Genomic DNA, 25,180 nt, shown 5'->3' with positions numbered 1-25,180 from the left:
TGGCTGCATCGGGCTTTTTTTCACCTTTTGGCAGGAGAATGGGAGCGCATCATCTGCACGAGCAAACCCAACCCGATCAAGACGGTGAAAACGATCAGGGCTTTTTCGGCGTACCACAATATTTGTTCCCCGAACGAGGGCCAACCGGAGACGGAGATGCGTTCGGCAAACGCGGGAATGGTCACCTCCGGCTCTGCCATTTTCAACGGCACCCCCAACAGATAGGTCAATGCCGCGGACAAGCCGGCATGAATGAATCGGGCCACCAAATATGGCGTGTAGCGAATGTCTGTTTTGCTCAAAATGCTGACCACTTGGGCATGAACGGACAGTCCGCTCCATGCCAGCACAGCGCCGGCAACGGCCAACTGGTCAGTCGGAGAAACGGTGGGCAAGGTGTTGCTGATCTCTTGCACGCCCAGTGTCGCTTCAAAGAAGCCGGCGACGACAGGGCCGGCCATTTCCACAGGCATGCCCGCTGCCTGTAGCAGCGGCCCAATCAGCAGTACGAGGACATGTGTCACGCCAAGCAGTGTCAACACTTGGATGATGGCGGAAAACATCATGATAAATCCACCGATCATCAATAAGGTCTGAATGGAGGACTGAATCGCGTCCCCCATCAATTTTCCCAAGGTTCGTCCGTCTTGCAACCGGGCATGATGCATGGCCTGAAATGCGCGGATCAAGAAGAAAGAATGATGTTCGTGCGATAGCGTGGTAACCTCCCCGCCCCCTTTGTAAAAGCGCATCAACCATCCAACCAGAACACCGGCGCCATAATGTGCCGAGGCAATGATGACACCCAAGGAAGCATCATGAAAGAAGCCCACGGCAACGGCACCGAACAAAAACAACGGGTCAGCGGTACAGGTGAAGGCGACCAGACGTTCCCCCTCCACGCGGGTCAACAAGTGTTGTTCCCGGAGTCGTGCCGTCAGTTTCGCCCCCATCGGATAACCTGAGGCGAACCCCATCGCCATGACAAAGCCGCCCGCCCCAGGCACGCGAAACAGGGGGCGCATCAATGGCTCCACCAGAATGCCCATAAAGTGGACGACACCGAGTCCCATCAGGATTTCCGATGCGATAAAAAAGGGGAACAGGGCGGGAAAAATCACATCCCACCAAATTTTTAATCCTTTCAAGGAAGCCTGGAAGACGGGTTCAGGGTAAAACACCAGTGAAACGGCAAAAAATAAGGCGACCAAAGCAAGTGCCAGCGATTTCAATTGGGAGATCAGGACAAGGTTTGTCCGAGACATCGGAATCCTCCAAACAGGCGTGAGGTGATGGTGATACCATGTCTACGCGATCATATGGAGAATTAGACCGCTTGTCTGTCCCATAGAATGCGTAAGGAAATGTGTTGGTACAGAAATGGTCGGTCAATCCGTCCATCGACGGCATTTTCTTGGGTGATTGACCAACTGTCAGACTGAGCCGGCAATCGGACACCCTGAAAGGAGTGGGACGTTTTGGGGGGACCGAAAATCGGATTGGCACTGGGTTCAGGCGGGGCAAGGGGTTGGGCCCATATTGGCGTGCTCAAGGTGTTGCGGGAAGCGGGCATTCCCGTTCATATGATTGCGGGAAGCAGTATGGGGAGTTTAGTTGGAGCGTTATATGCCAATAACTTAAAGTTGGACATGATTGAAGGATTGGCAACACGGTTGAAGCGTAAATATTGGGTGGATCTGACCGTTCCGCGCAAAGGATTGATCATCGGTGACAAAGTGAGAGAGCTGATCCGCTTGCTCACGCACGGGAAATCAATAGAAGAATTATCCATTCCCTTGGCGGTGGTGGCGACCGATATTATAAAGGGCGAACGTGTGGTATTTACGTCCGGTCCGGTTGATTTGGCGGTACGGGCGAGTATCTCCATTCCCGGTATTTTTGAGCCGGTTGAATGGGAAGACAAAATCTTGGTCGACGGTGGTGTGATCGATCGCATTCCCATCACGGTGGTACGTGAAATGGGAGCTGATCTGGTGATTGCGGTCGATGTGGTCCCGCGTTTCAACAAGGTCAAAATCCGGTCGATATTTGATGTGATTGCACAAACGCTCGGTGTGATGGAGCGGCAGATTCTCAGCCGGCAATTGATTGAAGCTGACTTCCTGATTCACCCGGAGTTGTCGGAAATCAGCCCGACCGCTTTTCATCAGGTGGAGAAATGCATCCGTTTGGGAGAGGAAGCGGCGCGCGCACATGTGGAACGGATTCGGGAGCGGATCCGCAACTGGGAAGGAGTGGAAGGTGATGGGTTGGCCAAGCAGTAACCGGCGCCGTTGGCTGCAGGGTTTGGTGATTTTGGCGGTTTTGGCTGTATCGGGTTGGGTGATTCCGGTTCCGTATTATGTGGTGGCGCCCGGTTCGGCCATGCCGGTGGCACCGATGGTAAAGATTCGGGGCGTCCACCCGGATGAGAGAGGCGCGTTTTACCTTACGACGGTATCGATGAAGGAAGGAAACGTTTGGACTTATTTACTGGCCAAGTATGGAGATGACGGCGAACTGGTCGCCAAACAGGAAATTTTGGGTCCGGGAGAGAATTCATCCGATTATTTCCAACGGCAGGAAGAAATCATGCGCACTTCGCAGGACAACGCTGTCATCGCCGCTTTTCATCAAGCAGGAAAGCCGGTTTCAGTGAAACTCCGCGGTGTAAAGATCTTGCGTGTCGTCAAGGGCATGCCCGCGGAAAACGTATTGAAGGAAAACGATTTGATCCAGGCGATTGACCGGCAACCCGTTCAAACGGCCGATCAGCTGATGCAGGCGTTGAAATGGCGACGTCCGGGAGAGCGGGTCAAGCTGCGGGTGGTCCGTAACGGAAAAGTAAGGGAGGAAACGGTGACACTGACCCGTCTGCCGGTGATGCCGGGGAAAACGCAGGCGGGAATCGGGATCGTTCCCGTCACGGATCGGGTGGTGAAAACCACGCCCGTCGTCAGTTTGAATGCGGGAGACATCGGCGGGCCATCGGCCGGGTTGATGTTTTCGCTGGAGATCGTCAATCAGCTGACACCCGGCGATTTGACCAAAGGATATCGTGTAGCCGGTACAGGCACGATCTCACCCGACGGACGCGTGGGGCAAATCGGCGGTGTGGAGCACAAGGTGGTTGCCGCGGAGCGGGAAGGTGCGACCCTCTTTTTCGTCCCGAAGGATATCGCACCGGGTGACAATAATACGGCAACCGCACAGGCCACAGTGAGACGATTGAAATTGCGCATGAAAGTCGTTCCCGTCGCCACCTTGCAGGAAGCGATCCGGTATTTGGAGCGTCTGCCCGGGCGGCGGAAGGCGGCTTTCCATCCGACGGAAACATTGACAGGTTGTCGGGATTGGCATATAATAACCCTGTTTTCATAAGGAGTGGGAGCATGCAGGTATCCCTGCGGGAACTCAACCGCATCGGGGCGGAACCGCTGGTTTTGAACGAAACGGTTGAACTGGAAGGGCTTGAACGGGACGTGCGGCAATTGGTTCGGTTTGAGCCGCTCCGCGTTCAGGTCGCTGTTTCCCGTAACGACCATCGATTTCATGTGAAAGGTGAACTGGAGACGACGGCGACGGTCGTCTGTTCCAAATGTCTGACGCAATTTGACGTCCCTTTGCATGCCGAATGGGAAGCGTGGCTGACCGAACATCCCGCGTATGCGGAGGAGACGGAGGAACGGGAAGTTCAACTGATCGAATCCGATCCGGTCGATCTGACCCCTTACATACGGGAAGCAATGTTGTTCACTCTTCCGTTTGTTCCCGTGTGCCGGGAAGATTGCAAGGGGTTGTGTCCCAAGTGTGGTGTCAACCGGAACGAAGTGACCTGCACCTGCGACACGGAACGGATCGATCCCCGACTGGCGGCTTTACAGGATTGGTTCAACCATCATCATGAAAATGATTAGGGCGGTACGGTCATTGATCGACGATCAAAATGCCCTGATCGGTTCCATCACGTTGGAGGGGGTGAAATCATGGCAGTACCTTTTCGGCGTACATCCAAAACCCGTAAGCGCAAACGGCGCACGCACTTCAAACTGGCTGTGCCGGGCATGGTGCGTTGCCCGCAATGCGGTGAATTCAAACTGGCTCACCGCGTGTGCAAAGCATGCGGATACTACAAAGGCAATGAAGTGGCCAGCAATGACTGATCAGACGGAATAAAGCGGAAGACCGGCGTCAACGACCGGTCTTTCATCATTTTTGGGCATCCGCGAAAATAGCCGTTGTATTTTGGCGGCGTTTTCTATATACTAAATTAGGACTTGGTATTAATAGGTGGTCTTAAAAGGTGGTGAAACTCCCGCTGTGCGCCTCTCAAAAAAAGAACGGCAACGTCAGTTGACGTTGGCTTTGGAACAAAACCCGTTCGCGACGGATGAAGAGATGGCCCGCCAATTCGGCGTCAGTATCCAGACGATTCGGTTGGATCGGATGGAATTGGGCATTCCCGAACTGCGGGAACGACTCAAGCACATGGCGGAAGAGAATTTTGACCGGGTGCGTTCGTTGGCGCCGGAAGAGGTGATCGGTGAGATCGTTGAACTCCACCTGGATCGCGGCGGAACTTCCATATTGGAAATCAAGCGGGAGCACGTGTTCACCCGCAATCGCATCGCGCGCGGGCACTACCTGTTTGCGCAGGCCAATTCGCTGGCGGTGGCGATCATTGATGCGGAGGTCGTGTTGACCGCTTCGGCCGGCATTCGTTTTCTGCGTCCCGTTCGCCTGGGGGAAAAATGTGTTGCCAGGGCGAATGTAGTGAAGGAAAGTGCCCATCGCGTACAAGTGGACGTGAAAACCTATGTGGAAGAAGAAATCGTCTTTCAAGGCGTGTTTGATATGTATCGTGCCTCAGGAGACGAGGCGGCCAAGTTGAAGGAGGGGCATTGATGCGCATTGCGTTGGACGTGATGGGCGGGGACCATGCGCCAACGGCCATATTCGAAGGAGTGCGTCAAGCGGCCGAACAATGGCCGGATTTGCGATTGGTGTTGATCGGTCGGGAAGAAGTCCTGCATTCGCAAACGGGGCTTCCATCCAATGTGGAACTCCATCCCGTCACCCAGTCGATTGATGCGGGAGAAGAACCGGTCAAGGCCATCCGGCGCAAAAAAGACTCGTCCATTGTCGTCGGTTGCCGGATGGTGAAGGAGGGCAAGGCGGACGCATTTATCAGCGCCGGAAATACGGGTGCATTGATGGCGGCCGGGTTGTTTTGCACCGGCAGATTGGAGGGAATTGACCGTCCTGCGTTGGCGCCGGTATTCCCCACGATGGACGGGCGCGGCGTACTGGTATTGGACGTGGGTGCCAATCCGGAAGCCAAACCGGAGCATTTGGCGCAATACGCCCGGATGGGTGCAATCTATGCCGAAAAGGTGTTGGGTTTTGAACAACCGCGTGTCGGTTTGCTCAACATCGGGACAGAGGAAGGAAAGGGAACGGAACGGACCAAAGAGGCCTACGGCTTGCTGTCGCAGTTACCCATCCGGTTTATCGGCAATGTGGAAGCGCGGGACGTGTTGTACGGGGTGTGCGATGTTCTCGTGTGCGACGGTTTTTCCGGCAATATTCTGCTGAAAAACACAGAAGGCGTGGCCAAGGCGATTTTTGAACGGTTGAAAACGGAATTTACCCGTACATGGCTGAACAAATTGGCTGCGGCAATTCTGAGACCAGGCCTGAAACGGTTCGCCAAAGCGATGGATTACACCGAACATGGCGGTGCGCCGCTGTTGGGATTAAGCGGGGCGATCGTAAAGGCGCACGGATCTTCAGACGCAAACGCGATTACCAATGCGATTCGCCAGGCGCGTCGGTTTGTGGAACAGGCGGTGATTTCACAGATCTCCGGTGAGATCGGGGATGACAGGAGGGATTGACGACGATGGTGCGATCCGTTGGGATTTTGGGAACCGGCGCGCATTTGCCGGAAAAAGTGTTAACCAATTTTGATTTGGAGAAGATAGTGGATACTTCCGATGAGTGGATCGTGAGCCGGACCGGTATCCGTGAGCGGCGTATCGCGGCGGATCATGAGGCGTCATCCGACTTGGCGGTGGAGGCCGGACGAAAAGCGCTGGAAGCAGCGGGGATCACGCCTGATCAAGTGGACTTGATCATCGTGGCCACGGTGACGCCCGACATGATGTTCCCTGCCACGGCCTGCCTCGTACAGGACCGGCTGGGAGCTTCGAAAGCAGCTACTTTTGATTTGTCCGCCGCTTGCACCGGATTTTTGTACGGCATCACCACGGCGGCCCAATTCATCACCAACGGAATCTACCGTTACGCGTTGGTGATCGGTGTCGATTGCTTGTCCAAAATCATCAACTGGGAGGACCGTAACACCTGCGTGCTGTTCGGAGACGGGGCGGGCGCGGTGGTGCTGGGTCCTGTTGAAGAAGGATTTGGTTTCCTCTCGTTTGATCTGGGTGCGGATGGTTCGGGTGGCAATCTGTTGCTTCAGCCGGCCGGGGGTTCGCGCATTCCGGCGACGATGGAATCGGTGGAGAAAAAGCTGCACACCATTTCCATGACCGGCGGGGAAGTGTTCAAATTCGCCGTTCGCGTCATGGGCAACGCCGCCGAAGAGGCGTTGAAAAAGGCGGGGCTGACCAAGGACGATATCGATTTCCTCGTCCCTCACCAAGCCAATATCCGCATCATCGACGCCGCGGTGAAGCGTTTCGGTCTGTCTGAAGACAAAGTGATTGTCAACCTGGATCGCTACGGTAACATGTCGTCGGCCTCCATCCCTGTCGCGTTGGACGAAGCCGTGCGTGAAAACCGCATTCGTGAGGGGGATACCCTGGTCCTCGTCGGATTCGGCGGCGGACTTACATGGGGTGCGGCCGTCCTTAAGTGGACAACCAAAGAAAAACAAAGCGACTAGGGCGGCAACGTTCCGGGGTGTGTGACGACCTGAGCCCGACAGCCTTGACGGTTCCCCGCAATGGCGCAAGTGGAGCGTGCCGGGAAAACGATGCAGATGATATGGATCAGACACACACTGAAATATGTCAGGCAATGATCGGGCAGGGAGCCTGTTTCTCGCGATCGGTTTGAGATGGTGCGAAACGAAGTGAGGCAAACAGGTTCACCCGGTGCCACCGGCGTGCAGAGATTCGGATGGATCAGACAACCTCCAACACGGCACAAGCTGACGGAAAGGAGCAGGAACATGGGAAAAATTGCGTTTCTCTTCCCCGGTCAGGGATCGCAATCCGTGGGGATGGGTCGGGCCATCGCGGAACACGACGAGCGGGCGGCGCGTCTTTTCGCCCAGGCGGATCAAGTGCTCGGTTATGCGTTGTCCCGGCTCTGTTTCGAAGGTCCTGAAGAGGAGTTGCGCCTGACGGCCAACACGCAACCGGCCATTTTGACCACCAGCATGGCCATCTATACGGTTTTTGCAGACGCGGGGATCGAGCCTGATTATGTGGCGGGACACAGCCTGGGGGAATACTCGGCGTTGACCGCCGCAGGGTCACTTGATTTTGCGGATGCGGTGGCCACCGTGCATCGGCGCGGACTGTTCATGGAAGAAGCGGTTCCTGCCGGTCAAGGGGCGATGTCGGCGGTAATGGGATTGGAACGCGAAGCGCTGGATGCGGTGTGCCGGGAAGTGACGCGTGAAGGCCATGTGGTGGTGGCGGCCAATTACAACTGCCCCGGACAGATTGTCATTTCCGGCCATCGTGACGCTGTCGAGGAAGCGGGCGAAAAAGCCAAAGCCGCCGGGGCGCGTCGAGTGATTCCGCTCGCCGTCAGCGGCCCTTTCCATTCGCCCCTGATGCAACCGGCGGCCGAACGGTTGAAAGACGTTCTGGACACCGTCACCGTCCGGGATGCACGCGTGCCGGTCGTGGCCAACGTCTCGGCTTCCCCGGTCCAAGATGCGGAGGAGATCCGCCGTTCGCTGGTGGAACAAGTGGCCAGCCCAGTTTTGTGGGAGGATAGTGTCCGCTGGATGTTGAATCAGGGAGTGGACACGTTCGTGGAGATCGGGCCGGGTACCGTGTTGACCGGATTGGTGCGCAAAGTGGAGCGCAAAGTGACCGCTGTTTCGGTACAGGACGTGGAAACGTTGCAAACGGCATTGGACATGTTGCGAAAATGACGATGAACCGAAGGAGGCTCACGTATGTTAACCGGTAAAGTGGCAATCGTCACCGGCGGTTCGCGTGGTATCGGGCGGGCCGTTTCACTCCGATTGGCCCGGGAGGGTGCCGATGTAGCCGTCGTGTTTGCCGGCAATCGCGAAAAGGCGGAAGCCGTTGTCGGCGAGATTCAGGAGATGGGTCGTCGATCCGTGGCGATCCAGGCGGATGTTTCCCAGGCGGATCAAGTGGACGCCATGGTGAAACAAGTGATCGAGGCGTTTGGCCGGATCGATATTCTGGTAAACAACGCAGGAATCACCCGTGACAATCTCCTTCTTCGGTTGAAAGAAGAAGATTGGGACGCGGTGCTCAGCACCAACCTCAAAGGGGTGTTCCTGTGCACCAAGGCGGTTACCCGCCAAATGATGAAACAGCGCTTCGGCCGCATCATCAATATCAGCTCGGTGGTAGGCTTGATCGGAAACCCGGGGCAGGCCAACTACGTGGCCGCCAAAGCCGGTGTGATCGGCTTGACCAAAACGGCGGCGCGCGAACTGGCCAGCAGGGGCATCACCGTGAACGCCATCGCGCCGGGATTTATCGAAACCGACATGACGGCCGTCCTGGGAGAAGAGACCAGGGAGCAGATGCTCAGCCAAATCCCGTTGGGCCGTTTCGGTTCCGCCGAGGACGTGGCCGGTGCGGTTGCGTTTTTGGCATCCGATGACGCCGCCTACATCACGGGACAAACCCTGAATGTGGACGGCGGCATGGTGACGTACTGACATCGGGAATCCACGGTGGGCCGACGCAAATGGTCGGATCTCCGACGGGCGTTGCTCATCGTTTTGGATTGCTAGTCTTTTGATGGCACTTTTCGTATAATACGAAAGGGAGGTGAACAAGATGGCAGATACGTTGGAGCGCGTGAAGCGCATCATTGTAGACAAGCTCAACGTCGATCCTTCCGAAGTGACTCCGGAAGCCTCGATCAAGGAAGATCTGGGAGCTGACTCCCTTGATGTGATGGATTTGGTTCTGGAGCTGGAAGATGAGTTTGAAATGGAGATTTCGGATGAAGAAGCTGAAAAAATCTCCACGGTGGGGGATATCATCGCGTACATCGAGTCCCACAAATAATCAAAGTCCCGTTACATAACGGGACTTTCAGGTTATTGATATCTCGACCTGAGCGGGTGGCGTTTTCCCGGCCGAATGTCCGCAATCCGGTGGCTCACGGCGGGAAAACGCGCCCATCCCCTGTTAGAAATCGACAGGATGCCCAACGGTATCCTCGGTTGTTGACAAAGTCCGCGGGCGCCAATTTCCCGTCTCCGCTCCGTAGCAACTGAAAGAGTCGAGAAAGTCGTGGCTCTACCGTTTTGTCAGCGTCTCGGGATACCGGACTTCATCCTTCACATAGATCAGTTGTTGGAAAAGGCGGTGGAATCATGAGCCGACGAGTGGTGATCAGCGGCTTGGGGGTCATTTCGCCGATCGGCAACGACTTGTCGACGTTTTGGAACAACTTGATCGCCGGAAAATCCGGCGTGGGTCCAGTGACCCAGTTTGATGCGAGCGACTTTCCCACGCGCATCGCGGCGGAAGTCAAAAACTTCGACCCGTTGGATTACATGGACCGAAAAGAGGCGCGGCGCATGGACCGTTTTGTCCAGTTTGCCGTAGCCGCTGCCCGTCAAGCATTGGAACATGCCGGATTGGACATGAATCAGGTGGACGTGAATCGCGTTGGTGTGTATATCGGCTCGGGGATCGGCGGTCTGGCCACTTGGGAAGAACAGTACCAAGTGTTGTTGAATCGCGGACCGAACCGGGTGAGCCCGTTCTTCATCCCGATGATGATCTCCAACATGGCGGCGGGTCAGGTATCGATCCTCACCGGCGCCAAAGGGCCCAACAGCACATCTGTGTCCGCTTGTGCCTCCGGTACGCACTCCATCGGGGACGCGTTTCGGATCATCCAGCATGGGGATGCCGACGTGATGATTGCCGGCGGGGCGGAAGCGACGATCCGTCCGCTCGCATTTGCCGGATTTTGTGCGGCACGTGCGATGTCCACGCGCAATGACGAGCCGGAAAAGGCGAGCCGTCCGTTTGACAAAGACCGGGACGGGTTCGTCATGGGCGAAGGAGCGGGTGTGCTGATTCTGGAGGAACTGGAGCATGCGAAAAAACGGGGCGCCAACATCATCGCTGAAATCGTGGGTTACGGCATGAGCGGTGATGCCTATCACCTGACTGCCCCCGCACCGGAAGGGGAAGGGGCGGCCCGTTCCATGGCACACGCGATCCGGGATGCCGGACTGAAACCGGAAGACATCGACTACATCAATGCGCACGGTACGTCGACCGATCTCAACGACAAATTTGAAACCATGGCCATCAAAAAGGCGTTTGGCGACCATGCCAACCAGTTGGCCATCAGCTCCAACAAGTCGATGATCGGACATCTGCTCGGGGCCGCAGGCGGCGTCGAAGCGGTGGCGACGGCGATGACGTTGAAAGAGCAAATCATTCCGCCGACGATCAACTATGAAACACCGGATCCGGAATGCGATCTGGATTACGTCCCCAATGAAGCCCGCCGTGCGCGCATCAGAGCCGCTTTGTCCAACTCGCTCGGATTTGGCGGTCACAATGCGACGATCGTGTTGAAAACGTATGAGGATGCGTAATGACCAGGTGGTGAAAGACGGATGGATTTGACCGATCTGGAGCGAAAAGTCGGCTTCCCTTTTCGGAACCGCCGTTTGTTTCAGCAGGCGTTCACCCATACGTCGTTTGCCCATGAGAGAAAGGGAAGCGATTTTCACGAAGACAACGAACGGCTGGAATTTCTGGGGGACGCCGTGTTGGAACTGGCGGTTTCGGAGTTCTTGTTTCACCGGTTTCCCGACATGAGCGAAGGAGATTTGACCCGGACGCGGGCCCGCGTCGTGTGTGAACCGTCATTGGCCGCTTTTGCACAGGAACTCGATTTCGGTCAATACGTCCGTCTTGGCAAAGGGGAAGAGATGACCGGGGGCCGGACACGTCCGGCCTTGCTGGCTGACGTGTTTGAAGCGTTTGTCGGTGCGCTGTACCTGGATCAAGGCTTGGACCGTGTCAAACAATTCCTGCATGCGGTAATCTTTCCCCGCATTGATGAAAAATGGCTGTCCCAAGTGACGGATGCCAAGAGCCAATTGCAGGAGATCGTGCAACAGGAACGAATGGGACCGTTGGAATATCAAATCGTGGATATTCAGGGACCGGCCCATGACCGCCATTTCGTGGCCGAGGTGTGGCTGGAGGGAAAACGGCTGGGCAGAGGCAGCGGCCGTTCCAAAAAGGAAGCGGAACAGCGTGCGGCCTTTGAAGCCTTGCAGAATTGGGAACAAGGCCCGGGTCACGACATCGCAGACTCCCATCGGCAACGTTGACGGGGAAATGGAAAGCCGGAGCGGATCATGATGGCTCCGGTGGATTTTTCCCATCGACATTGCCGATGGGATTTTCTTTTTGCAGAAAATGGGAGGTTCGATCATAAAGTTGTCGAAAATGGTAAGGGATCATGCGAAAGGGGAGGATGGGGATGGAGTTATTCCATGATTCCATGATGTTGGGGATGGGATTGTTCGGTATCATACTTCCGTTCATCACTTTGACCACATATGTGGTGGTCATGGTTTCGCTATGGAAGATCATGCGTGCCTTGCAAACCGCGGCAGCGGCTTTGGAGAGGTTGGCGGAACAGGAGACGGCATCCCGAACCGATATACAGAAATAGGGGGGATCACCAGTGCAAACCCACCATTGGATGTGGAAAAGATTGGACAGCGGCGGTTACGAGCAAGTTACACTGCAGGAAAAACAGGACGGTTGGCTCGCAGACGGCGTGGGGGTATGGTTGGAAAGCGATCAGCTGGTCCGTTTTCAATATTGGGTGCAAACGGACCAATGGTGGCGGACACGGGAAGTGGTCGTCTGTCTGCAAAACCAGGAGGATTCGGCACCGATCCGCCTGATCTCGGATGGGAGGGGGCATTGGCGGGATGCTTTCGGTCGGCCCGTTCCTGTGCTTGACGGGTGCGTAGATGTGGATTTGAACATCACGCCGTTTACCAATACAATCGCCATACGCCGATTGGGTCTGAATCCGACGGACACGGAAATGATCCGGGTCGCCTATGTCGATGTTCCCGGCCTTCGTTGGCGTCCCGTTTCCCAGCGCTATACATGCATCGCACGTACAGCGGACGAGGCCGTATACCGGTATGAGGGATTGGACACCGGATTCGCCGCTGAGCTTCGTGTTGACGCAGAAGGTGGCGTGATCGATTACCCCGGATGCTTTGAGCAAGTGTGGCGTAAGACAACCATAGCAGCGGGGGGAACGATGCGGTGATCGCCGCCGCTGTGTTTCAGGCATTGATGTTTCACAGCCCCCGAAAAGGAGTGACCCGATGGTTACCTACGCCGATTTCGAACGGATCGAGATGAGAGTGGGACGGATTGTGCGGGCGGAATCGTTCCCGGAGGCGCGTAAACCGGCATACCGTCTGTGGATCGATTTCGGGGAGCCGTTGGGCGTGAAGAAAAGCAGCGCCCAAATCACGAAGCTGTATGAAACCGACACGCTCGTCGGCACACAGGTGATCGCCGTCACCAACTTTCCGCCCCGCCAAGTAGCCAATTTCATCTCAGAAGTGTTGGTACTCGGAGTGGTATTGGATGACGGAGAGGTGGCGCTGATTCGTCCCGACCGGGAGGTACCGCCGGGGAAGCGTGTTTTGTGAAGCTTGGCGAAGGCAGGAAAGAACGAACAGTTGAAAAAGAACTTTTACAAATCGATTTGTAACCTTTGCATCTTGGTTCCCGGTATACCTGTTATGTGGTAAAATAGTACAGTTCGGATAAACACCGTTTGCCCGGCTGATCCGGTTGCCTTTCATGGTGAAAAGGGTGGTCTTTTTCCGGTGAACAGCGAGACGGAAAGGCGTACCCGGACCATTGGATCATGACACCATGATGGAATCGGTGGCCGGGCAAATACGTCCAGACAGTGAAACCCGAGCGAAAGGAGGCTGGAACGTGCATCTCAAGCGGTTGGAGATGATGGGGTTCAAGTCGTTCGCGGATAAGACCGAACTGGAATTCGTCCCCGGCATCACCGCCGTGGTCGGTCCCAACGGAAGCGGCAAAAGTAACGTGACCGACGGTATTCGCTGGGTGCTTGGAGAACAAAGCGCCAAATCGCTCCGGGGGTCCAAGATGGAGGACGTGATTTTCGCAGGAAGCGATTCGCGCAAGCCGGTCGGGTTCTGCGAAGTCTCCATCACGTTCGACAACGCGGACAAAAAGTTGAACCTCGATTATTCGGAAGTGACGGTTACCCGTCGTGTCTATCGCTCCGGAGAGAGCGAATATCTGCTCAACAGGCAACCCTGCCGTTTGAAGGATATTACCGAGTTGTTCATGGATACCGGGATCGGCAAGGAAGCCTACTCCATGATCGGTCAAGGGCGCATCGACGACATCCTGAGCACCAAATCGGAAGATCGGCGTGCCATATTTGAGGAAGCGGCAGGGATCGTCAAATACAAATCAAGGAAGAAGGAAGCGGAAAAAAAACTGGACGCCACCGAACAAAACCTGGCCCGGCTCAACGATTTGGTTCTGGAGCTGAAGGATCAGGTTGCCCCATTGGCGGAGCAGGCGGAGAAAGCGACACAGTACAAAGAGTGGCGCGCGCAATTGGAACAAAAGGAAATCGGTTTGTATGTACATAAGATAGAAACATTGCACCAAGCTTGGCAGGAAGCGACCAAGCAAGTGGAGTCGTTCTCTGCAGGACAGGTGGATCTGGCCGCCGAAGTCAGCCAACGTGAAGCCAAACTGGAATCTCTGCGTTGGGAGATCAGCCGTCATGAGCAAGAGATGGAAGCGCTCCAAACCCGACTGTTGCAGGTGAGTGAAGAACTGGAAAAAGCGGAGGGGCGAAGAGAGGTTCTGCTGGAGCGGATTCGGAACCAGGAAGCGGCATACGCCCAAACGGTCGCACGCATTGGGGAACTCCAGTCAGCCATGGCCCGTCTGCGTGAGGAGCAGTCCGTCAACGACGAGCGCCTGCGGGAGAAAGAAACCGAATTGGCGGAGGCTGAAGCCCGTCTTCGTGAAGCCGAAGCCCGGCTGGCGGCAACAGGGGACGACCGCGCAGTGGAACTGGAGCGGCTTCGTGACCGTTACCGGGAATTGACCAATGAGATAACCGCCTTGCAAAGCGAAGAACGTCACTTGACGGATCGGCGGGAGCAAACCGAACGTCGGCTGGAAGAATTGGCCGAGCAGGAACAACAGTTGGCTGCGACGGAGCGGTCGTTGGCTGAGCGGATGGAACAGCTCCGGCGTGAAACAGCCGAAGTGGAACAGATGTTGGAAACAGCGGCCGATCAGTATCGGCGCACATTGGAGGAGAAAAAGGCGGGAGAAGCTGAACTGGCCGAAATGGTCAAACGGCTCCGTCAAGCGGAACAGCAAGTGGATGCCCTCCGTTCGCGTCATGAGATCGTCAAGGAGATGGAAGCCGAGCACGCCGGCTTTTTTCAAGGCGTCAAAGAACTGTTGAAAGCCCGGGATCGCGGCCATGCGGCACTGAAGGGCATTCATGGCGCAGTGGCCCAATTGATTCAGGTACCCGCGGAATATGAAGCCGCGATGGAAACGGCACTGGGCGGCGCCCTGCAGCATTTGGTCGTCGACACGGAAGAGGATGGCCGCAAGGGGATTCGCTTCCTGAAGGAAAACAGTTTGGGGCGCGCCACGTTCCTCCCGATGAACGTCATCCAACCGCGCCGTTTCCCCGCCCATGAGGCAGACCGTTTGCGCAATGTGGACGGATTTGTCGGGATCGCGGCCGATCTCGTCAAAACGGATGATCGATACCGTTCGGTTGTGGAAAATCTGTTGGGACAAGTGGTGGTCACCCGGACCCTGGAGAAGGCCAATGCGATCGCTCGTCAATTGGGCTACCGTTACCGGGTGGTCACATTGGACGGCGACGTTGTCAACCCGGGTGGGTCGATGACCGGTGGCAGCCGGCAAAAATCCAAGGTCAACTTGTTGGGACGCACCCGTCAGTTGGAAGAATTGGAAACCCGTCTGAGGGAAGCGGAACGTGAATGGCGCGACATCCGGGAACGGGTGGACGCATTGACGGATCGTCAACAGGCTTGGGAGCAAATGTTGGAACAATTGCGCCGCCAAGGGGAGGAACACCGCGCCCGCAAACAGGAACTGCACGCATCCGAACGGGAAAAAGCAGTGGAACACCGGTCGGTCGCCGAGCGATTGCGTGTGGTACGCGAAGAGCGGGAAAAAACGGATGCGGAATTGGTCGAAATCGGTCGGATGCAAACGGAACAAGCCGATCGGCTTGCCGTACTTCGGCAGGAAGCGGAGAAATGCCAATCCGCCATCGCAGGGTTGGAGGCGGAAGTCCGTCGGGAAGCAACGGAAAAAGACGAAGTAGGTCGGATGATCACGGAATGGAAAGTGAATGTGGCCCGATTGACCCAGGAAAGGGAACACCTGAAGACCAACGGGGCGCGTGTTCGGGAAGAGTTGGTACGGTTGGATGAACAACTTCGATCGTCGATGGAACAGCAGGAAGAACTGGAGGCGGAGTTGGAACGCAACCGGAGCGAAGCGGAACAGCTGGAAGCGTCAAGCGGTGAACTGCGCACGGTCAAATCCGAGACGCAAGCCCGGTTGGATGAAGCCCGCAAAAAACGGGACGAATGGTACCGTCAAAGGGAGGAACTGGAGCAGGAGCTGCGGGATGTGCAACAATCCCTGCGCAAACAGGAGGATCAGCTCCGGCAACAGGAAATCAAGGTCAACCGGATGGACGTGGAATTGAATCACTTGCTGGAGAAATTGGCGGAAGAATACGAGATGAGCTTTGAACTGGCCCGCGAACGGTTCCCCGTTCCGGAAGATCCGGCCCAAGCGGAGCGGGAGGTGCGATCGCTCAAACAAAAAATCGCCTCCTTGGGTGAGGTGAATCTCGGGGCGATCGAAGAGCACAAACGGCTGACGGAACGCCTCGAATTTCTGGAGCAGCAGCAAAATGACCTGATTGAAGCGAAAAACACGCTCTACGAAGTCATCCGCAACATCGAGTCGGAGATGTCCCGCCGGTTCCTGGAAAGTTTTGAAGCGATCCGTACCGAATTCCGGGACGTATTTGTTAAAATGTTTGGGGGCGGGCGGGCGGATCTTCACCTGACCGATCCGGACAACCTGCTGGAGACCGGCATCGAGATCATGGCCCAGCCTCCGGGCAAAAAGCTGCAAAACCTGGGCTTGCTCTCCGGCGGGGAACGGGCATTGACCGCCATCGCGCTGCTGTTTGCCGTGATTCGCGTGAAACCGGTACCGTTTTGCGTGTTGGATGAGGTGGACGCAGCGCTGGATGATGCCAACGTGGCCCGCTTTGCCCGCTATTTGCGGGAGTTTTCCCAAAACACCCAGTTCATCGTCATCACCCACCGGAAATTGACGATGGAAGGGGCCGATGTCCTCTACGGCATCACGATGGAGGAATCCGGGGTATCCAAATTGGTGTCTGTCAAGCTGGAGGACTTCGAAGAGCAGGTGGAGGTGGCTGCCACCCACGCGTAAGGAGGGAAAGACGATGAGTTTTTTCAGGAAACTGAGGGAAAAGGTGTCCAAAACGACGGAGTCGGTGACGCAAAAATTCGTCTCCGGCCTGAGCAAGACCAGCTCGTCGCTGGTTGGAGCGATGGAAGATTTGATCCTGCGGCGCAACAAGATTGATGAAGAGTTGTTCGAAGAATTGGAGGAAATCTTGATCAGTGCCGATGTGGGCGTCTCGACGACGATGGAGCTGGTCGACCGTCTGCGCCAAGAGGTAAAAGAACGCAAAATCCAAGATCCGGCTGAGCTGCAACCCTTGATGTCAGAGATTCTTCTGGAAATGATGCAAGGCGATGGCGGAACGCCGTCCCTTGCCATGAACGACGAAGGGTTGACCGTCATCCTCTTTGTCGGGGTCAACGGTGTCGGCAAAACGACCACCATTGGCAAAATGGCACACAAACTGAAATCCCGAGGCAAAAAAGTGGTGTTGGCTGCGGGAGACACGTTCCGGGCCGGTGCGATTGAGCAGTTGGAAACCTGGGGGGAACGCGTCGGGGTGGATGTCATCAAACACCAAGCGGGTGCCGATCCCGCCGCCGTGGTGTACGACGGCATCCAGGCAGCCAAATCCCGCGGTGCGGACGTCCTGTTGTGCGATACGGCCGGACGTCTGCACAGCAAGGTGAACCTGATGGAAGAGTTGAAAAAGGTGTATCGGGTGGTTCAGCGGGAAGTGCCGGGCGCACCGCACGAGGTGTTGCTGGTGCTGGATGCCACGACCGGACAAAATGCGTTGCAACAAGCCAAAACGTTCAGCCAAGCTGTCCATGTCAGCGGGATCGTGTTGACCAAGCTGGACGGCACGGCCAAGGGCGGTATCGTCATCGCCATCCGAAACGAGCTGGATTTGCCGGTCAAATGGGTCGGATTGGGCGAGAAAGTGGAGGATTTGCAGGAGTTTGACGCAGAGCAGTTCGTCCATGGTCTGTTTGGCCAGTCGCGGCTGATGGAAGAGGCGGAATGAAGGATATCAAGGAGAAAACCTTGACACCGGACACAGGACGTGATACAGTGTTACTCTGTAAAGGGCATATCCTTGACGGGCTTGTTGCGAGGTGACTCCGGATGTTGGAGAAAACCAACCGGATCAATTGGTTGTACGACTTTTACGGTCCGTTGTTGACGGAGAAGCAACGAGCCATGTTGGAACTGTATTATCATGAAGATTGGTCTCTGGGGGAAATCGCCGAACACCACGGCATTTCCCGTCAAGCCGTGTTTGAAGCGATCAAACGGGCGCAGACCGCGCTGGAAGAGCTGGAACAGCGATTGCAATTGTTGGAGAAACACAACCGCAGGGTTGCCATCGCGGATGAGATACGGAAGCGGCTGGAAGTGCATCCCGAAGGGAAAGCGCAGATCGAGCCGCTTTTGGATGCGCTGTTGGATCTGGATTAGGGTCTTCGAAAAAAGCCTGTGCGGGAGGCGGCACAATGGCATTTGAAGGATTGTCCGAACGACTGCAGGCCGCCCTGCAAAAATTGCGCGGCAAAGGCAAAGTGACGGAAGCCGACGTGAAGGCGGCGATGCGCGAAGTGCGCCTTGCCCTGTTGGAAGCTGACGTCAACTTCAAAGTGGTCAAAGAGTTTATCGACCGGGTTCGGGAGCGCGCCGTCGGGCAAGAAGTGCTCAAAAGCCTCACACCCGGCCAGCAGGTCATCAAAGTGGTGAACGAAGAGCTGACCCGGCTGATGGGCGGGGAGCAAAGCAAACTCACCTTTGCACAGCGCCCGCCGACCGTGATCATGATGGTCGGTTTGCAGGGGGCCGGGAAAACGACCACGACCGGCAAATTGGCGCGCCTGCTGAAAAAGCAGAACCGCAAGCCGTTGTTGGTGGCGGGCGACGTCTACCGGCCGGCGGCCATACGCCAGCTGCAAGTGCTGGGGGAACAGGTGGGCGTTCCGGTGTTTTCGATGGGGGACAAGGAAAGTCCCGTTCGGATCGCTGCGGAAGGAGTCGCCCGGGCCAAGGAGGAAGGTTGTGACGTCGTCCTGATTGACACTGCCGGTCGGTTGCACGTCGACGAGGCGATGATGGCAGAACTTCGGGAAATCCGCGAAGAGGTTCAGCCTCATGAAATTTTGTTGGTCGTTGACGCGATGACCGGCCAGGATGCGGTGAACGTGGCGGAAAACTTCCACCGCGAATTGGGATTGACCGGTGTCGTGCTGACCAAGTTGGACGGGGATACCCGCGGCGGTGCCGCTCTGTCGGTCAAAGCCGTTACCGACTGTCCCATCAAATTCGTCGGGATGGGCGAAAAGTTGGACTCGCTCGAACCGTTCCATCCCGAACGGATGGCTTCCCGAATCCTGGGCATGGGTGACGTGCTGACCCTGATCGAAAAAGCGCAAGCTGCGGTCGATCAGGAACGGGCCAAAGAACTGGAGCGGAAAATGCGTACCCAGCAGTTTACCTTCGACGATTTTCTGGAACAACTGCAGCAGGTACGCAAAATGGGACCGCTCGACGAATTGTTGGGGATGATTCCCGGCATGGGTCAGCTCAAGGGGATGAAAAACCTGCAGATTGACGAAAAGCAGCTGGCCCGGGTCGAAGCGATCATCCGCTCGATGACGCCCGAAGAAAAACGGCGTCCCGAAATCCTCAATGCCAGCCGGCGCCGCCGGATCGCACTGGGAAGCGGGACGAGCGTACAGGACGTCAACCGGTTGATCAAACAGTTCGAGGATATGAAAAAGATGATGAAGCAGTTCACCGCCATGACCAAAGGCGGCAAGAAAAAGAAACGCGGCGGATTCCGTTTTCCTTTCATGCCGCAGTGAGGATTCAGTTGACCCTGTAAAAGGAGGTGAACACGAATGGCAGTGAAAATTCGCCTGAAACGGATGGGTGCCAAAAAAGCGCCGTTCTATCGCGTGGTGGTGGCCGATTCCCGTTCCCCGCGCGACGGTCGTTTCATCGAAGAAATCGGGTACTACAACCCGCTGACCGAGCCGGCACAAATCAAGATCAATGAGGAAAAAGCCCTGAAATGGCTGTCCAACGGCGCCCAACCGACGGATACGGTGAACAATCTGTTCCGCAAAGTGGGTATCCTGAAAAAAGTGCACGAAGCCAAATACGGCAAGTAAGCGCCCCGTTTTCGTGTAACCAAGGGGGAATGGAAGTGAAAGAGCTGATCGAGCTGATCGCCAAAGCGTTGGTGGACCACCCGGACCAAGTGCGGGTAACGGCGCAGGAAAAGGAAAACACGATCGTGTACCAACTCTCCGTCGCGCCTGACGATATGGGAAAAGTGATCGGCAAGCAGGGGCGGGTGGCCAAAGCGTTGCGCACGGTGGTCGGTTCGGCCGCAGTGAAAGCGGACAAACGCGTCGTTGTTGAGATCGTCTGAGACTCCGCAGGGAGGAACCCGATCCATGAACGAACAAGAACATTTGCTGGTCGGCCAAGTGGTGACGACACACGGTATTCGCGGGGAAGTGCGCGTCTATCCCCATACCGATTTCCCGGAAGTGAGATTCGCGCGGGGAAGTCGGTTGTTGCTCACTCATCCCGACCTGAAGGAACCACTTCCCCTCACCGTTGAAAAAAGCCGTCCCCACAAGCGCGTGGTGATCGTCAAGTTCCGGGAATGGGACAACATCAATCAGGCGGAACCGTACAAAGGCGGAAAACTGGTGGTGGAACGCACTGATGCCGTGGATCTGGAGGAAGGGGAATTTTATTTCCATGAAATCATTGGTTGCCGAGTGGTGACCACGGAAGGACGAAACATCGGCACGGTGCGAGAAATTCTTCAGTTGCCCGCCAACGACGTGTGGGTGGTGGCACCGTCGGACGGGGGCAAGGATATCCTGATCCCGTATATTGATGATGTGGTGAAGGAAGTGGATCCCGAATCGAAACAAGTGGTGATTCAGTGGATGGAAGGACTGGCGTGACGTGGTTCGTATGCATTTCGACGTACTGACCTTGTTTCCGGAGATGTTTACCGGGTTCCTGTCGTCGAGTATCGTCAAAAAAGCTCATGAAAAAGGGATCGTATCCACCTCACTGGTGAATTTCCGTGAATTCAGCACGGACAAACACCGCACCGTGGACGATACGCCGTACGGCGGCGGGGGCGGGATGGTGCTGAAACCGGAACCTTTGTTTCGAGCGGTGGAACATCTGTTGCAGGACGAACCCGAGCACACGCCGATCATCCTGATGACACCGCAAGGGGATCGTTTCTCCCAGAAAAAGGCGGAGGCATTGGCTGAGCACCGACGTCTGATCTTGATCTGCGGCCATTACGAAGGCTATGACGAGCGCATTCGCCAACACCTGGCGACGGATGAAATCTCGATCGGCGATTTCGTACTGACCGGCGGCGAGTTGCCGGCCATGGTGGTAATGGACAGCGTGATCCGACTGTTGCCGGGTGTTTTGGGCAACGAATCGTCAGCCAAAGATGATTCGTTCTCGACCGGATTGCTTGAATATCCGCAGTACACTCGTCCTGCGGATTTTCGCGGGTGGAAAGTTCCGGACGTGCTGTTGTCTGGACATCACCAAAATATTGAACGCTGGCGCCGGCAGGAAGCGCTCAGACGTACGTGGGAGCGCAGGCCGGATCTGCTCCGGACCGCCCGACTGACCGAGGAAGACCGGGCGTTTCTGCGAAAGCTGGAGGAAGGTTCCGGTGAGTGAGCCGTCGGTTTGTGCATCCGCTCCCCATTGTGGTACAATATTTCCCGTGTCTTCCCTTTTCGTGCGGCAATCAGGGATCACTTGAGATACGGGTTGAAGTGGGAAAGGAAAGGAGTGAAAACGATGCATCCGTTGATTCAAAAAGTGACCGAAAGTCAAAAACGGCAGGACATCCCGGAATTCCGCCCCGGTGACACGTTGCGTGTGCACGTCAAAGTGATCGAGGGGCAACGGGAGCGGGTACAGGTATTCGAAGGCGTGGTGATTCAACGCCGCGGCGGCGGAATCTCCGAGACCTTCACCGTCCGCAAAGTGTCCTATGGCGTAGGAGTGGAACGGACCTTCCCGCTGCATTCTCCGCGAATTGAGAAAATCGAAGTGGTTCGGCGCGGGAAAGTGCGTCGCGCGAAGCTGTTCTATCTCCGGAAGCTCCGCGGGAAAGCAGCACGAATCAAAGAAATCCATTCCTGATCAAATGGTTGCGTAAGGGCTTGGCATCTCAAGCCCTTTTCCCGCATATATCTGAAAATTCATTAGTTCCGAGTCGCCCGTCACTCTGCACGAGTTCCGATTTCGTTTGTGATCGTAAGGCAGGAGGAGCTTCATGAACCAGTTACCCTCACGATCCGCCAGGCACAAAAGGCGCGGAAAAAATGAAGCATGGGAATGGTTGCAGGCGTTGGTCATCGCGGTGGTCCTGGCGCTGATTATCCGCTATTTTATTTTCGAACCGTTCAACGTATCCGGCCCATCCATGATGAACACGTTGCATGACGGTGATTTCGTGTTGGTCAACAAAGTTGTCTACCAGTACCGTATGCCCAAACGTGGGGAAGTCGTCGTATTTGAAGCCCCCGGTCAAAAAGATTACATCAAGCGGGTCATCGCAGTGGAAAACGACACCATCGAAGCCCAGAACAACATCGTGCGGGTCAACGGTCATAGTATCGACGAACCGTACTTGGCAGAGGGGATGCGCACGTCAGACATCAAATTCCAAAGAGTCCCCAAGGGACATGTGTTCGTTATGGGTGACAACCGCACGAACAGCAGCGACAGCAGGGAATTGGGGCCGATATCGGTGGACAAGATCGTGGGAAGGGCGGATATCGTCTTCTGGCCGCTCAACGATTTTCGCGTGTTGTGGTAGAAAAGGTGTGGTCAAATGGTGATCCAGTGGTTTCCCGGTCATATGGCCAAGGCGAAACGCCAGGTCGAAGAAAAGATGAAAATGGTGGATGTGGTGTTGGAGTTGTTGGACGCCCGTCTGCCGATGTCCAGCCGCAATCCCCTGATTGATCGGTTGGTCGGCAAAAAGCCGCGGCTGGTGCTTTTGACCAAGACTGACTTGGCTGATCCCGCGGCTACAGAAGCGTGGGTGAGCCAATTCAACCGATTGGGGCTGAATGTACTGCCGGTGGATGCGACGACCGGTAAAGGCGTGGCACAAATCCCCAAGCGGTGTGAGACGCTTTTGGAGGAAAAATTTGCGGCATTGGCTCGCAAAGGCATCCGCACCCGCCGTATCCGTGCCATGATCCTGGGCATCCCCAATGTGGGCAAATCGACATTGATCAACCGGTTGGCCAAACGAAATGCGGCGCAAACCGGCGATCGCCCGGGGGTAACGAAGGGGCAGCAGTGGATCAGAATCGGCAACGCCTTGGAGTTGCTGGATACACCGGGAATTTTGTGGCCCAAGTTCGAGGATCAGCAGGTGGGGTTGCGACTGGCCGCCAGCGGAGCGATCCGGGAGGAAATCCTGCCGCTGGAGGAGGTTGCGGCTTTCGCTTTGCAATATATGGCGAACCGCTACCCGGATCTGTTGAAGGAGCGTTACGGGATCGCGTCGGGCGAGGTGCAGGAAGGTGCAAGGATGTTGGAAGAAGTGGGACGACGCCGGGGATGTATGCGAAAGGGCGGAGAAGTGGATTTGGAGAAAGCGGCGGAACTGGTGGTCCACGAGATTCGCTCCGGGCGCATCGGCCGCATCTCCCTGGAACTCCCGGACGATTGGCAGAAAGAAGGTGAATCATCGGCGCATGAGAGTCCCTGAAACGATTCAGTCCATTAAGAAGCGTTTGGAGCGTGGCGAGGTCACCGAGGCGTTTTTGGCACAACTGAAACAGGATGAGCGTGTCGGCGTGCAAAAACTGATGGCTTCCTATTTGCGCAAGCGGGAACAGAAGCGTAAGGAAGCGGCACGCCTGGAGGAAATGTGGCGGTTTGAGCGGATGTTTCGGGAACAGGGATGCCAACGGATCGCGGGTATCGACGAAGCGGGACGGGGACCACTGGCCGGGCCGGTGGTGGCCGCTGCCGTCATTTTGCCGGAAGACTTTGATCCGACCGGTCTCAACGATTCCAAGCAACTGTCGGCAGAAGAGCGGGCGACATTGCGGAAACGGATCGAACGTCATGCCGTGGCCATCGGGATCGGGATCGTGGAAACGGATTTCATCGATACATACAACATTTTGCAGGCTACATACGAGGCCATGCGTCGGGCTGTCGCCGACTTGCCTGTCCGTCCCGATCAATTGCTGATCGATGCGGTGGAAGTTCCCGAACTGCCGATTCCGCAACATGCCATCATCAAGGGGGATCAACTCTCCCACTCTATCGCCGCCGCTTCGGTGATCGCCAAGACGGTGCGGGACCAGTGGATGATCGAGCAAGCGGCACGTTATCCACAATACGGATTTGAGAAACATATGGGCTATGCGACGCCGGAACATTTGGCCGCATTGGCCGAGTGGGGACCGTGCCCGTTGCATCGGCGCAGTTTCGCGCCGATTCGCGAGCTGGTGCAACAAGTGGAACGAACCACCCGATCGACGGGGTGAAGCGATGAAAAGAAGACGGAAACCGGATGACCGGTACCAGGTCGGGAGGACGGGGGAGGTCATCGCTTGCCTTTACTTGCGGGAGAAGGGATGGGAAATCGTGGAGACAAACTGGCGTACCCGCACGGGTGAATTGGATGTGATCGCCCGGTGTGGGAGCCAGTTGGTGATCGTGGAAGTACGGACCACCCGTAGTACACGGTTCGGTTATGGCTTGGAGTCAGTAGATGCCCGCAAACAACAGCAAGTACGCAAACTGGGTTTGCAATACGTGCATGCTCGTGGATGGCACCATCTTCCCATTCGTTTTGATGTGATCTCCATCTTGTTAACGGATGGAAACCAACCAGCCCGGATCGATCATGTGGAAGGAGCCTTTTGAAACGACGAAGCGCTTGGAGGAAACCATCAACCCCCAAGCGCTTGTTTATATGAAGAGCGGTTGAGCAGCTGTTCGGATCTTTGCTTCCTGCACAGGAACGTTTTGAATTCACCACCTATCTATTCTTAAAGCAAGGATCGACCGTTTTTTAAGAAAAGGAAAGCATGGACAAGGACGAAAAATAAGGGCTGTTAACCAGGATTGCGGTTTTAAATGCCCGTTTCTGGTGTGATCATGATGGATCATCACCAGAAACGGGGATCATCCATTATTTTCCCGGTTCACGTTTTGCAAGGTTCAGTTGCCGTCAACTGCTCACCGCCTACGCTAACGCTTAGAGGCATCTGTCCAGTAGTGCGAGCGTCTTTCGACTCCTACCTTAGAGTGACGATACATCAGGGCAGGTTGACAGCTACCCGTCCGACACAAGTCATACTTGTGCCGAC

The 25,180-nt window shown here is 55.9% G+C and carries 29 protein-coding genes; 28 read left to right on the top strand and 1 reads right to left on the bottom strand.

Features of this window, described 5'->3' with window-relative positions:
• Nucleotides 1–20: 20 nt before the first annotated feature.
• Nucleotides 21–1,265, bottom strand: a complete 1,245-nt coding sequence (spoVV, locus tag JQC72_RS01925; RefSeq protein WP_205492442.1) for a dipicolinic acid transporter SpoVV — start codon at nucleotides 1,263–1,265, stop codon at nucleotides 21–23.
• Between the two features lie 213 nt (nucleotides 1,266–1,478).
• On the opposite strand from spoVV, the gene JQC72_RS01920 reads away from it, so the two are divergent.
• The 28 genes from JQC72_RS01920 (at nucleotide 1,479) to JQC72_RS01785 (ending at nucleotide 24,734) form a co-directional block, all read left to right on the top strand.
• A complete protein-coding gene (locus tag JQC72_RS01920) occupies nucleotides 1,479–2,285 on the top strand; it encodes a patatin-like phospholipase family protein (protein WP_205492441.1) in 807 nt (268 codons plus the stop codon).
• Nucleotides 2,266–3,381, top strand: a complete 1,116-nt coding sequence (locus JQC72_RS01915; protein WP_205492440.1) for a SepM family pheromone-processing serine protease — start codon at nucleotides 2,266–2,268, stop codon at nucleotides 3,379–3,381. Before JQC72_RS01920 ends, JQC72_RS01915 begins: the two co-directional genes overlap by 20 nt.
• 11 nt (nucleotides 3,382–3,392) lie before the next feature.
• Complete coding sequence (locus JQC72_RS01910) at nucleotides 3,393–3,917, top strand: YceD family protein (protein WP_205492439.1); 525 nt, start codon at nucleotides 3,393–3,395, stop codon at nucleotides 3,915–3,917.
• Nucleotides 3,918–3,986: 69 nt separating this feature from the next.
• Nucleotides 3,987–4,163, top strand: a complete 177-nt coding sequence (gene rpmF / locus JQC72_RS01905; RefSeq protein WP_205492438.1) for a 50S ribosomal protein L32 — start codon at nucleotides 3,987–3,989, stop codon at nucleotides 4,161–4,163.
• A gap of 157 nt (nucleotides 4,164–4,320) precedes the next feature.
• Nucleotides 4,321–4,905, top strand: a complete 585-nt coding sequence (gene fapR / locus JQC72_RS01900) for a transcription factor FapR (RefSeq protein ID WP_335342374.1) — start codon at nucleotides 4,321–4,323, stop codon at nucleotides 4,903–4,905.
• Nucleotides 4,905–5,897: a phosphate acyltransferase PlsX gene (gene plsX, locus JQC72_RS01895; protein WP_205492436.1), complete on the top strand. Its 993-nt coding sequence runs from the start codon at nucleotides 4,905–4,907 to the stop codon at nucleotides 5,895–5,897. The genes fapR and plsX overlap by 1 nt, the downstream gene beginning before the upstream one ends.
• Nucleotides 5,898–5,902: 5 nt before the next feature.
• Nucleotides 5,903–6,910 (top strand): beta-ketoacyl-ACP synthase III, encoded by a 1,008-nt coding sequence (locus JQC72_RS01890; protein WP_205492435.1) that lies wholly within the window; start codon nucleotides 5,903–5,905, stop codon nucleotides 6,908–6,910.
• Between the two features lie 288 nt (nucleotides 6,911–7,198).
• Nucleotides 7,199–8,137 carry an ACP S-malonyltransferase gene (gene fabD / locus JQC72_RS01885; protein ID WP_205492434.1) on the top strand — a complete coding sequence of 313 codons (939 nt, stop codon included), beginning with the start codon at nucleotides 7,199–7,201 and terminating at the stop codon, nucleotides 8,135–8,137.
• A gap of 24 nt (nucleotides 8,138–8,161) precedes the next feature.
• Complete coding sequence (gene fabG, locus JQC72_RS01880) at nucleotides 8,162–8,905, top strand: 3-oxoacyl-[acyl-carrier-protein] reductase (protein ID WP_205492433.1); 744 nt, start codon at nucleotides 8,162–8,164, stop codon at nucleotides 8,903–8,905.
• Nucleotides 8,906–9,026: 121 nt separating this feature from the next.
• Nucleotides 9,027–9,260 (top strand): acyl carrier protein, encoded by a 234-nt coding sequence (acpP, locus tag JQC72_RS01875; protein WP_205492432.1) that lies wholly within the window; start codon nucleotides 9,027–9,029, stop codon nucleotides 9,258–9,260.
• A 311-nt stretch (nucleotides 9,261–9,571) separates the two neighbouring features.
• Nucleotides 9,572–10,816, top strand: a complete 1,245-nt coding sequence (gene fabF, locus JQC72_RS01870) for a beta-ketoacyl-ACP synthase II (protein ID WP_205492431.1) — start codon at nucleotides 9,572–9,574, stop codon at nucleotides 10,814–10,816.
• Nucleotides 10,817–10,837: 21 nt separating this feature from the next.
• A complete protein-coding gene (gene rnc, locus JQC72_RS01865; protein WP_205492430.1) occupies nucleotides 10,838–11,563 on the top strand; it encodes a ribonuclease III in 726 nt (241 codons plus the stop codon).
• A gap of 152 nt (nucleotides 11,564–11,715) precedes the next feature.
• Entirely contained in the window at nucleotides 11,716–11,910 is a 195-nt protein-coding gene (locus tag JQC72_RS01860; protein ID WP_205492429.1) for a hypothetical protein, read from the top strand.
• Nucleotides 11,911–11,922: 12 nt separating this feature from the next.
• Complete coding sequence (locus JQC72_RS01855) at nucleotides 11,923–12,528, top strand: putative glycolipid-binding domain-containing protein (RefSeq protein ID WP_205492428.1); 606 nt, start codon at nucleotides 11,923–11,925, stop codon at nucleotides 12,526–12,528.
• Nucleotides 12,529–12,586: 58 nt separating this feature from the next.
• Nucleotides 12,587–12,919, top strand: a complete 333-nt coding sequence (locus JQC72_RS01850; RefSeq protein WP_205492427.1) for a tRNA-binding protein — start codon at nucleotides 12,587–12,589, stop codon at nucleotides 12,917–12,919.
• Nucleotides 12,920–13,214: 295 nt separating this feature from the next.
• On the top strand, nucleotides 13,215–16,805 hold the full coding sequence (gene smc, locus JQC72_RS01845) for a chromosome segregation protein SMC (RefSeq protein ID WP_205492426.1): 3,591 nt from the start codon (nucleotides 13,215–13,217) through the stop codon (nucleotides 16,803–16,805).
• A 13-nt stretch (nucleotides 16,806–16,818) separates the two neighbouring features.
• Nucleotides 16,819–17,808: a signal recognition particle-docking protein FtsY gene (gene ftsY, locus JQC72_RS01840; RefSeq protein ID WP_205492425.1), complete on the top strand. Its 990-nt coding sequence runs from the start codon at nucleotides 16,819–16,821 to the stop codon at nucleotides 17,806–17,808.
• A 101-nt stretch (nucleotides 17,809–17,909) separates the two neighbouring features.
• Nucleotides 17,910–18,242 carry a YlxM family DNA-binding protein gene (ylxM, locus tag JQC72_RS01835; protein WP_205492424.1) on the top strand — a complete coding sequence of 111 codons (333 nt, stop codon included), beginning with the start codon at nucleotides 17,910–17,912 and terminating at the stop codon, nucleotides 18,240–18,242.
• A gap of 35 nt (nucleotides 18,243–18,277) precedes the next feature.
• Entirely contained in the window at nucleotides 18,278–19,633 is a 1,356-nt protein-coding gene (ffh, locus tag JQC72_RS01830) for a signal recognition particle protein (RefSeq protein WP_205492423.1), read from the top strand.
• A 36-nt stretch (nucleotides 19,634–19,669) separates the two neighbouring features.
• Complete coding sequence (gene rpsP / locus JQC72_RS01825; protein WP_205492422.1) at nucleotides 19,670–19,942, top strand: 30S ribosomal protein S16; 273 nt, start codon at nucleotides 19,670–19,672, stop codon at nucleotides 19,940–19,942.
• A 35-nt stretch (nucleotides 19,943–19,977) separates the two neighbouring features.
• Nucleotides 19,978–20,205, top strand: coding sequence for a KH domain-containing protein (locus JQC72_RS01820; protein WP_205492421.1), 228 nt, complete (start codon nucleotides 19,978–19,980; stop codon nucleotides 20,203–20,205).
• Nucleotides 20,206–20,230: 25 nt separating this feature from the next.
• Complete coding sequence (gene rimM / locus JQC72_RS01815) at nucleotides 20,231–20,755, top strand: ribosome maturation factor RimM (RefSeq protein ID WP_205492420.1); 525 nt, start codon at nucleotides 20,231–20,233, stop codon at nucleotides 20,753–20,755.
• 10 nt (nucleotides 20,756–20,765) lie between these two features.
• Nucleotides 20,766–21,506 (top strand): tRNA (guanosine(37)-N1)-methyltransferase TrmD, encoded by a 741-nt coding sequence (gene trmD, locus JQC72_RS01810; protein WP_205493191.1) that lies wholly within the window; start codon nucleotides 20,766–20,768, stop codon nucleotides 21,504–21,506.
• A gap of 123 nt (nucleotides 21,507–21,629) precedes the next feature.
• Entirely contained in the window at nucleotides 21,630–21,977 is a 348-nt protein-coding gene (gene rplS, locus JQC72_RS01805; RefSeq protein ID WP_205492419.1) for a 50S ribosomal protein L19, read from the top strand.
• Between the two features lie 133 nt (nucleotides 21,978–22,110).
• Complete coding sequence (gene lepB, locus JQC72_RS01800; protein ID WP_205492418.1) at nucleotides 22,111–22,656, top strand: signal peptidase I; 546 nt, start codon at nucleotides 22,111–22,113, stop codon at nucleotides 22,654–22,656.
• 15 nt (nucleotides 22,657–22,671) lie between these two features.
• The gene (gene ylqF, locus JQC72_RS01795) at nucleotides 22,672–23,562 is read left to right on the top strand and encodes a ribosome biogenesis GTPase YlqF (RefSeq protein WP_205492417.1); all 891 of its coding nucleotides are present in this window, start codon (nucleotides 22,672–22,674) and stop codon (nucleotides 23,560–23,562) included.
• On the top strand, nucleotides 23,549–24,352 hold the full coding sequence (rnhB, locus tag JQC72_RS01790) for a ribonuclease HII (RefSeq protein WP_205492416.1): 804 nt from the start codon (nucleotides 23,549–23,551) through the stop codon (nucleotides 24,350–24,352). The genes ylqF and rnhB overlap by 14 nt, the downstream gene beginning before the upstream one ends.
• Nucleotides 24,353–24,356: 4 nt before the next feature.
• Nucleotides 24,357–24,734 carry a YraN family protein gene (locus JQC72_RS01785; RefSeq protein WP_205492415.1) on the top strand — a complete coding sequence of 126 codons (378 nt, stop codon included), beginning with the start codon at nucleotides 24,357–24,359 and terminating at the stop codon, nucleotides 24,732–24,734.
• Nucleotides 24,735–25,180 lie beyond the last annotated feature (446 nt).

Source organism: Polycladomyces zharkentensis (genome assembly GCF_016938855.1).
Classification (GTDB): domain Bacteria; phylum Bacillota; class Bacilli; order Thermoactinomycetales; family JIR-001; genus Polycladomyces; species Polycladomyces zharkentensis.
Note: the sequence above shows the minus strand (reverse complement) of the source record. Positions and strands in the feature narration are given on the sequence as shown.

Excerpts from the sequence above, each read along its gene's own strand:
- spoVV (WP_205492442.1), bottom strand. The coding sequence starts at position 1,265 with ATGTCTCGGACAAACCTTGTCCTGATCTCCCAATTGAAATCGCTGGCA.
- JQC72_RS01915 (WP_205492440.1), top strand. The coding sequence starts at position 2,266 with ATGGGTTGGCCAAGCAGTAACCGGCGCCGTTGGCTGCAGGGTTTGGTG.
- JQC72_RS01910 (WP_205492439.1), top strand. The coding sequence starts at position 3,393 with ATGCAGGTATCCCTGCGGGAACTCAACCGCATCGGGGCGGAACCGCTG.
- rpmF (WP_205492438.1), top strand. The coding sequence starts at position 3,987 with ATGGCAGTACCTTTTCGGCGTACATCCAAAACCCGTAAGCGCAAACGG.
- plsX (WP_205492436.1), top strand. The coding sequence starts at position 4,905 with ATGCGCATTGCGTTGGACGTGATGGGCGGGGACCATGCGCCAACGGCC.
- JQC72_RS01890 (WP_205492435.1), top strand. The coding sequence starts at position 5,903 with ATGGTGCGATCCGTTGGGATTTTGGGAACCGGCGCGCATTTGCCGGAA.
- fabD (WP_205492434.1), top strand. The coding sequence starts at position 7,199 with ATGGGAAAAATTGCGTTTCTCTTCCCCGGTCAGGGATCGCAATCCGTG.
- fabG (WP_205492433.1), top strand. The coding sequence starts at position 8,162 with ATGTTAACCGGTAAAGTGGCAATCGTCACCGGCGGTTCGCGTGGTATC.
- acpP (WP_205492432.1), top strand. The coding sequence starts at position 9,027 with ATGGCAGATACGTTGGAGCGCGTGAAGCGCATCATTGTAGACAAGCTC.
- fabF (WP_205492431.1), top strand. The coding sequence starts at position 9,572 with ATGAGCCGACGAGTGGTGATCAGCGGCTTGGGGGTCATTTCGCCGATC.
- rnc (WP_205492430.1), top strand. The coding sequence starts at position 10,838 with ATGGATTTGACCGATCTGGAGCGAAAAGTCGGCTTCCCTTTTCGGAAC.
- JQC72_RS01860 (WP_205492429.1), top strand. The coding sequence starts at position 11,716 with ATGGAGTTATTCCATGATTCCATGATGTTGGGGATGGGATTGTTCGGT.
- JQC72_RS01850 (WP_205492427.1), top strand. The coding sequence starts at position 12,587 with ATGGTTACCTACGCCGATTTCGAACGGATCGAGATGAGAGTGGGACGG.
- ftsY (WP_205492425.1), top strand. The coding sequence starts at position 16,819 with ATGAGTTTTTTCAGGAAACTGAGGGAAAAGGTGTCCAAAACGACGGAG.
- ylxM (WP_205492424.1), top strand. The coding sequence starts at position 17,910 with ATGTTGGAGAAAACCAACCGGATCAATTGGTTGTACGACTTTTACGGT.
- ffh (WP_205492423.1), top strand. The coding sequence starts at position 18,278 with ATGGCATTTGAAGGATTGTCCGAACGACTGCAGGCCGCCCTGCAAAAA.
- rpsP (WP_205492422.1), top strand. The coding sequence starts at position 19,670 with ATGGCAGTGAAAATTCGCCTGAAACGGATGGGTGCCAAAAAAGCGCCG.
- rimM (WP_205492420.1), top strand. The coding sequence starts at position 20,231 with ATGAACGAACAAGAACATTTGCTGGTCGGCCAAGTGGTGACGACACAC.
- trmD (WP_205493191.1), top strand. The coding sequence starts at position 20,766 with ATGCATTTCGACGTACTGACCTTGTTTCCGGAGATGTTTACCGGGTTC.
- rplS (WP_205492419.1), top strand. The coding sequence starts at position 21,630 with ATGCATCCGTTGATTCAAAAAGTGACCGAAAGTCAAAAACGGCAGGAC.
- lepB (WP_205492418.1), top strand. The coding sequence starts at position 22,111 with ATGAACCAGTTACCCTCACGATCCGCCAGGCACAAAAGGCGCGGAAAA.
- ylqF (WP_205492417.1), top strand. The coding sequence starts at position 22,672 with ATGGTGATCCAGTGGTTTCCCGGTCATATGGCCAAGGCGAAACGCCAG.
- rnhB (WP_205492416.1), top strand. The coding sequence starts at position 23,549 with ATGAGAGTCCCTGAAACGATTCAGTCCATTAAGAAGCGTTTGGAGCGT.
- JQC72_RS01785 (WP_205492415.1), top strand. The coding sequence starts at position 24,357 with ATGAAAAGAAGACGGAAACCGGATGACCGGTACCAGGTCGGGAGGACG.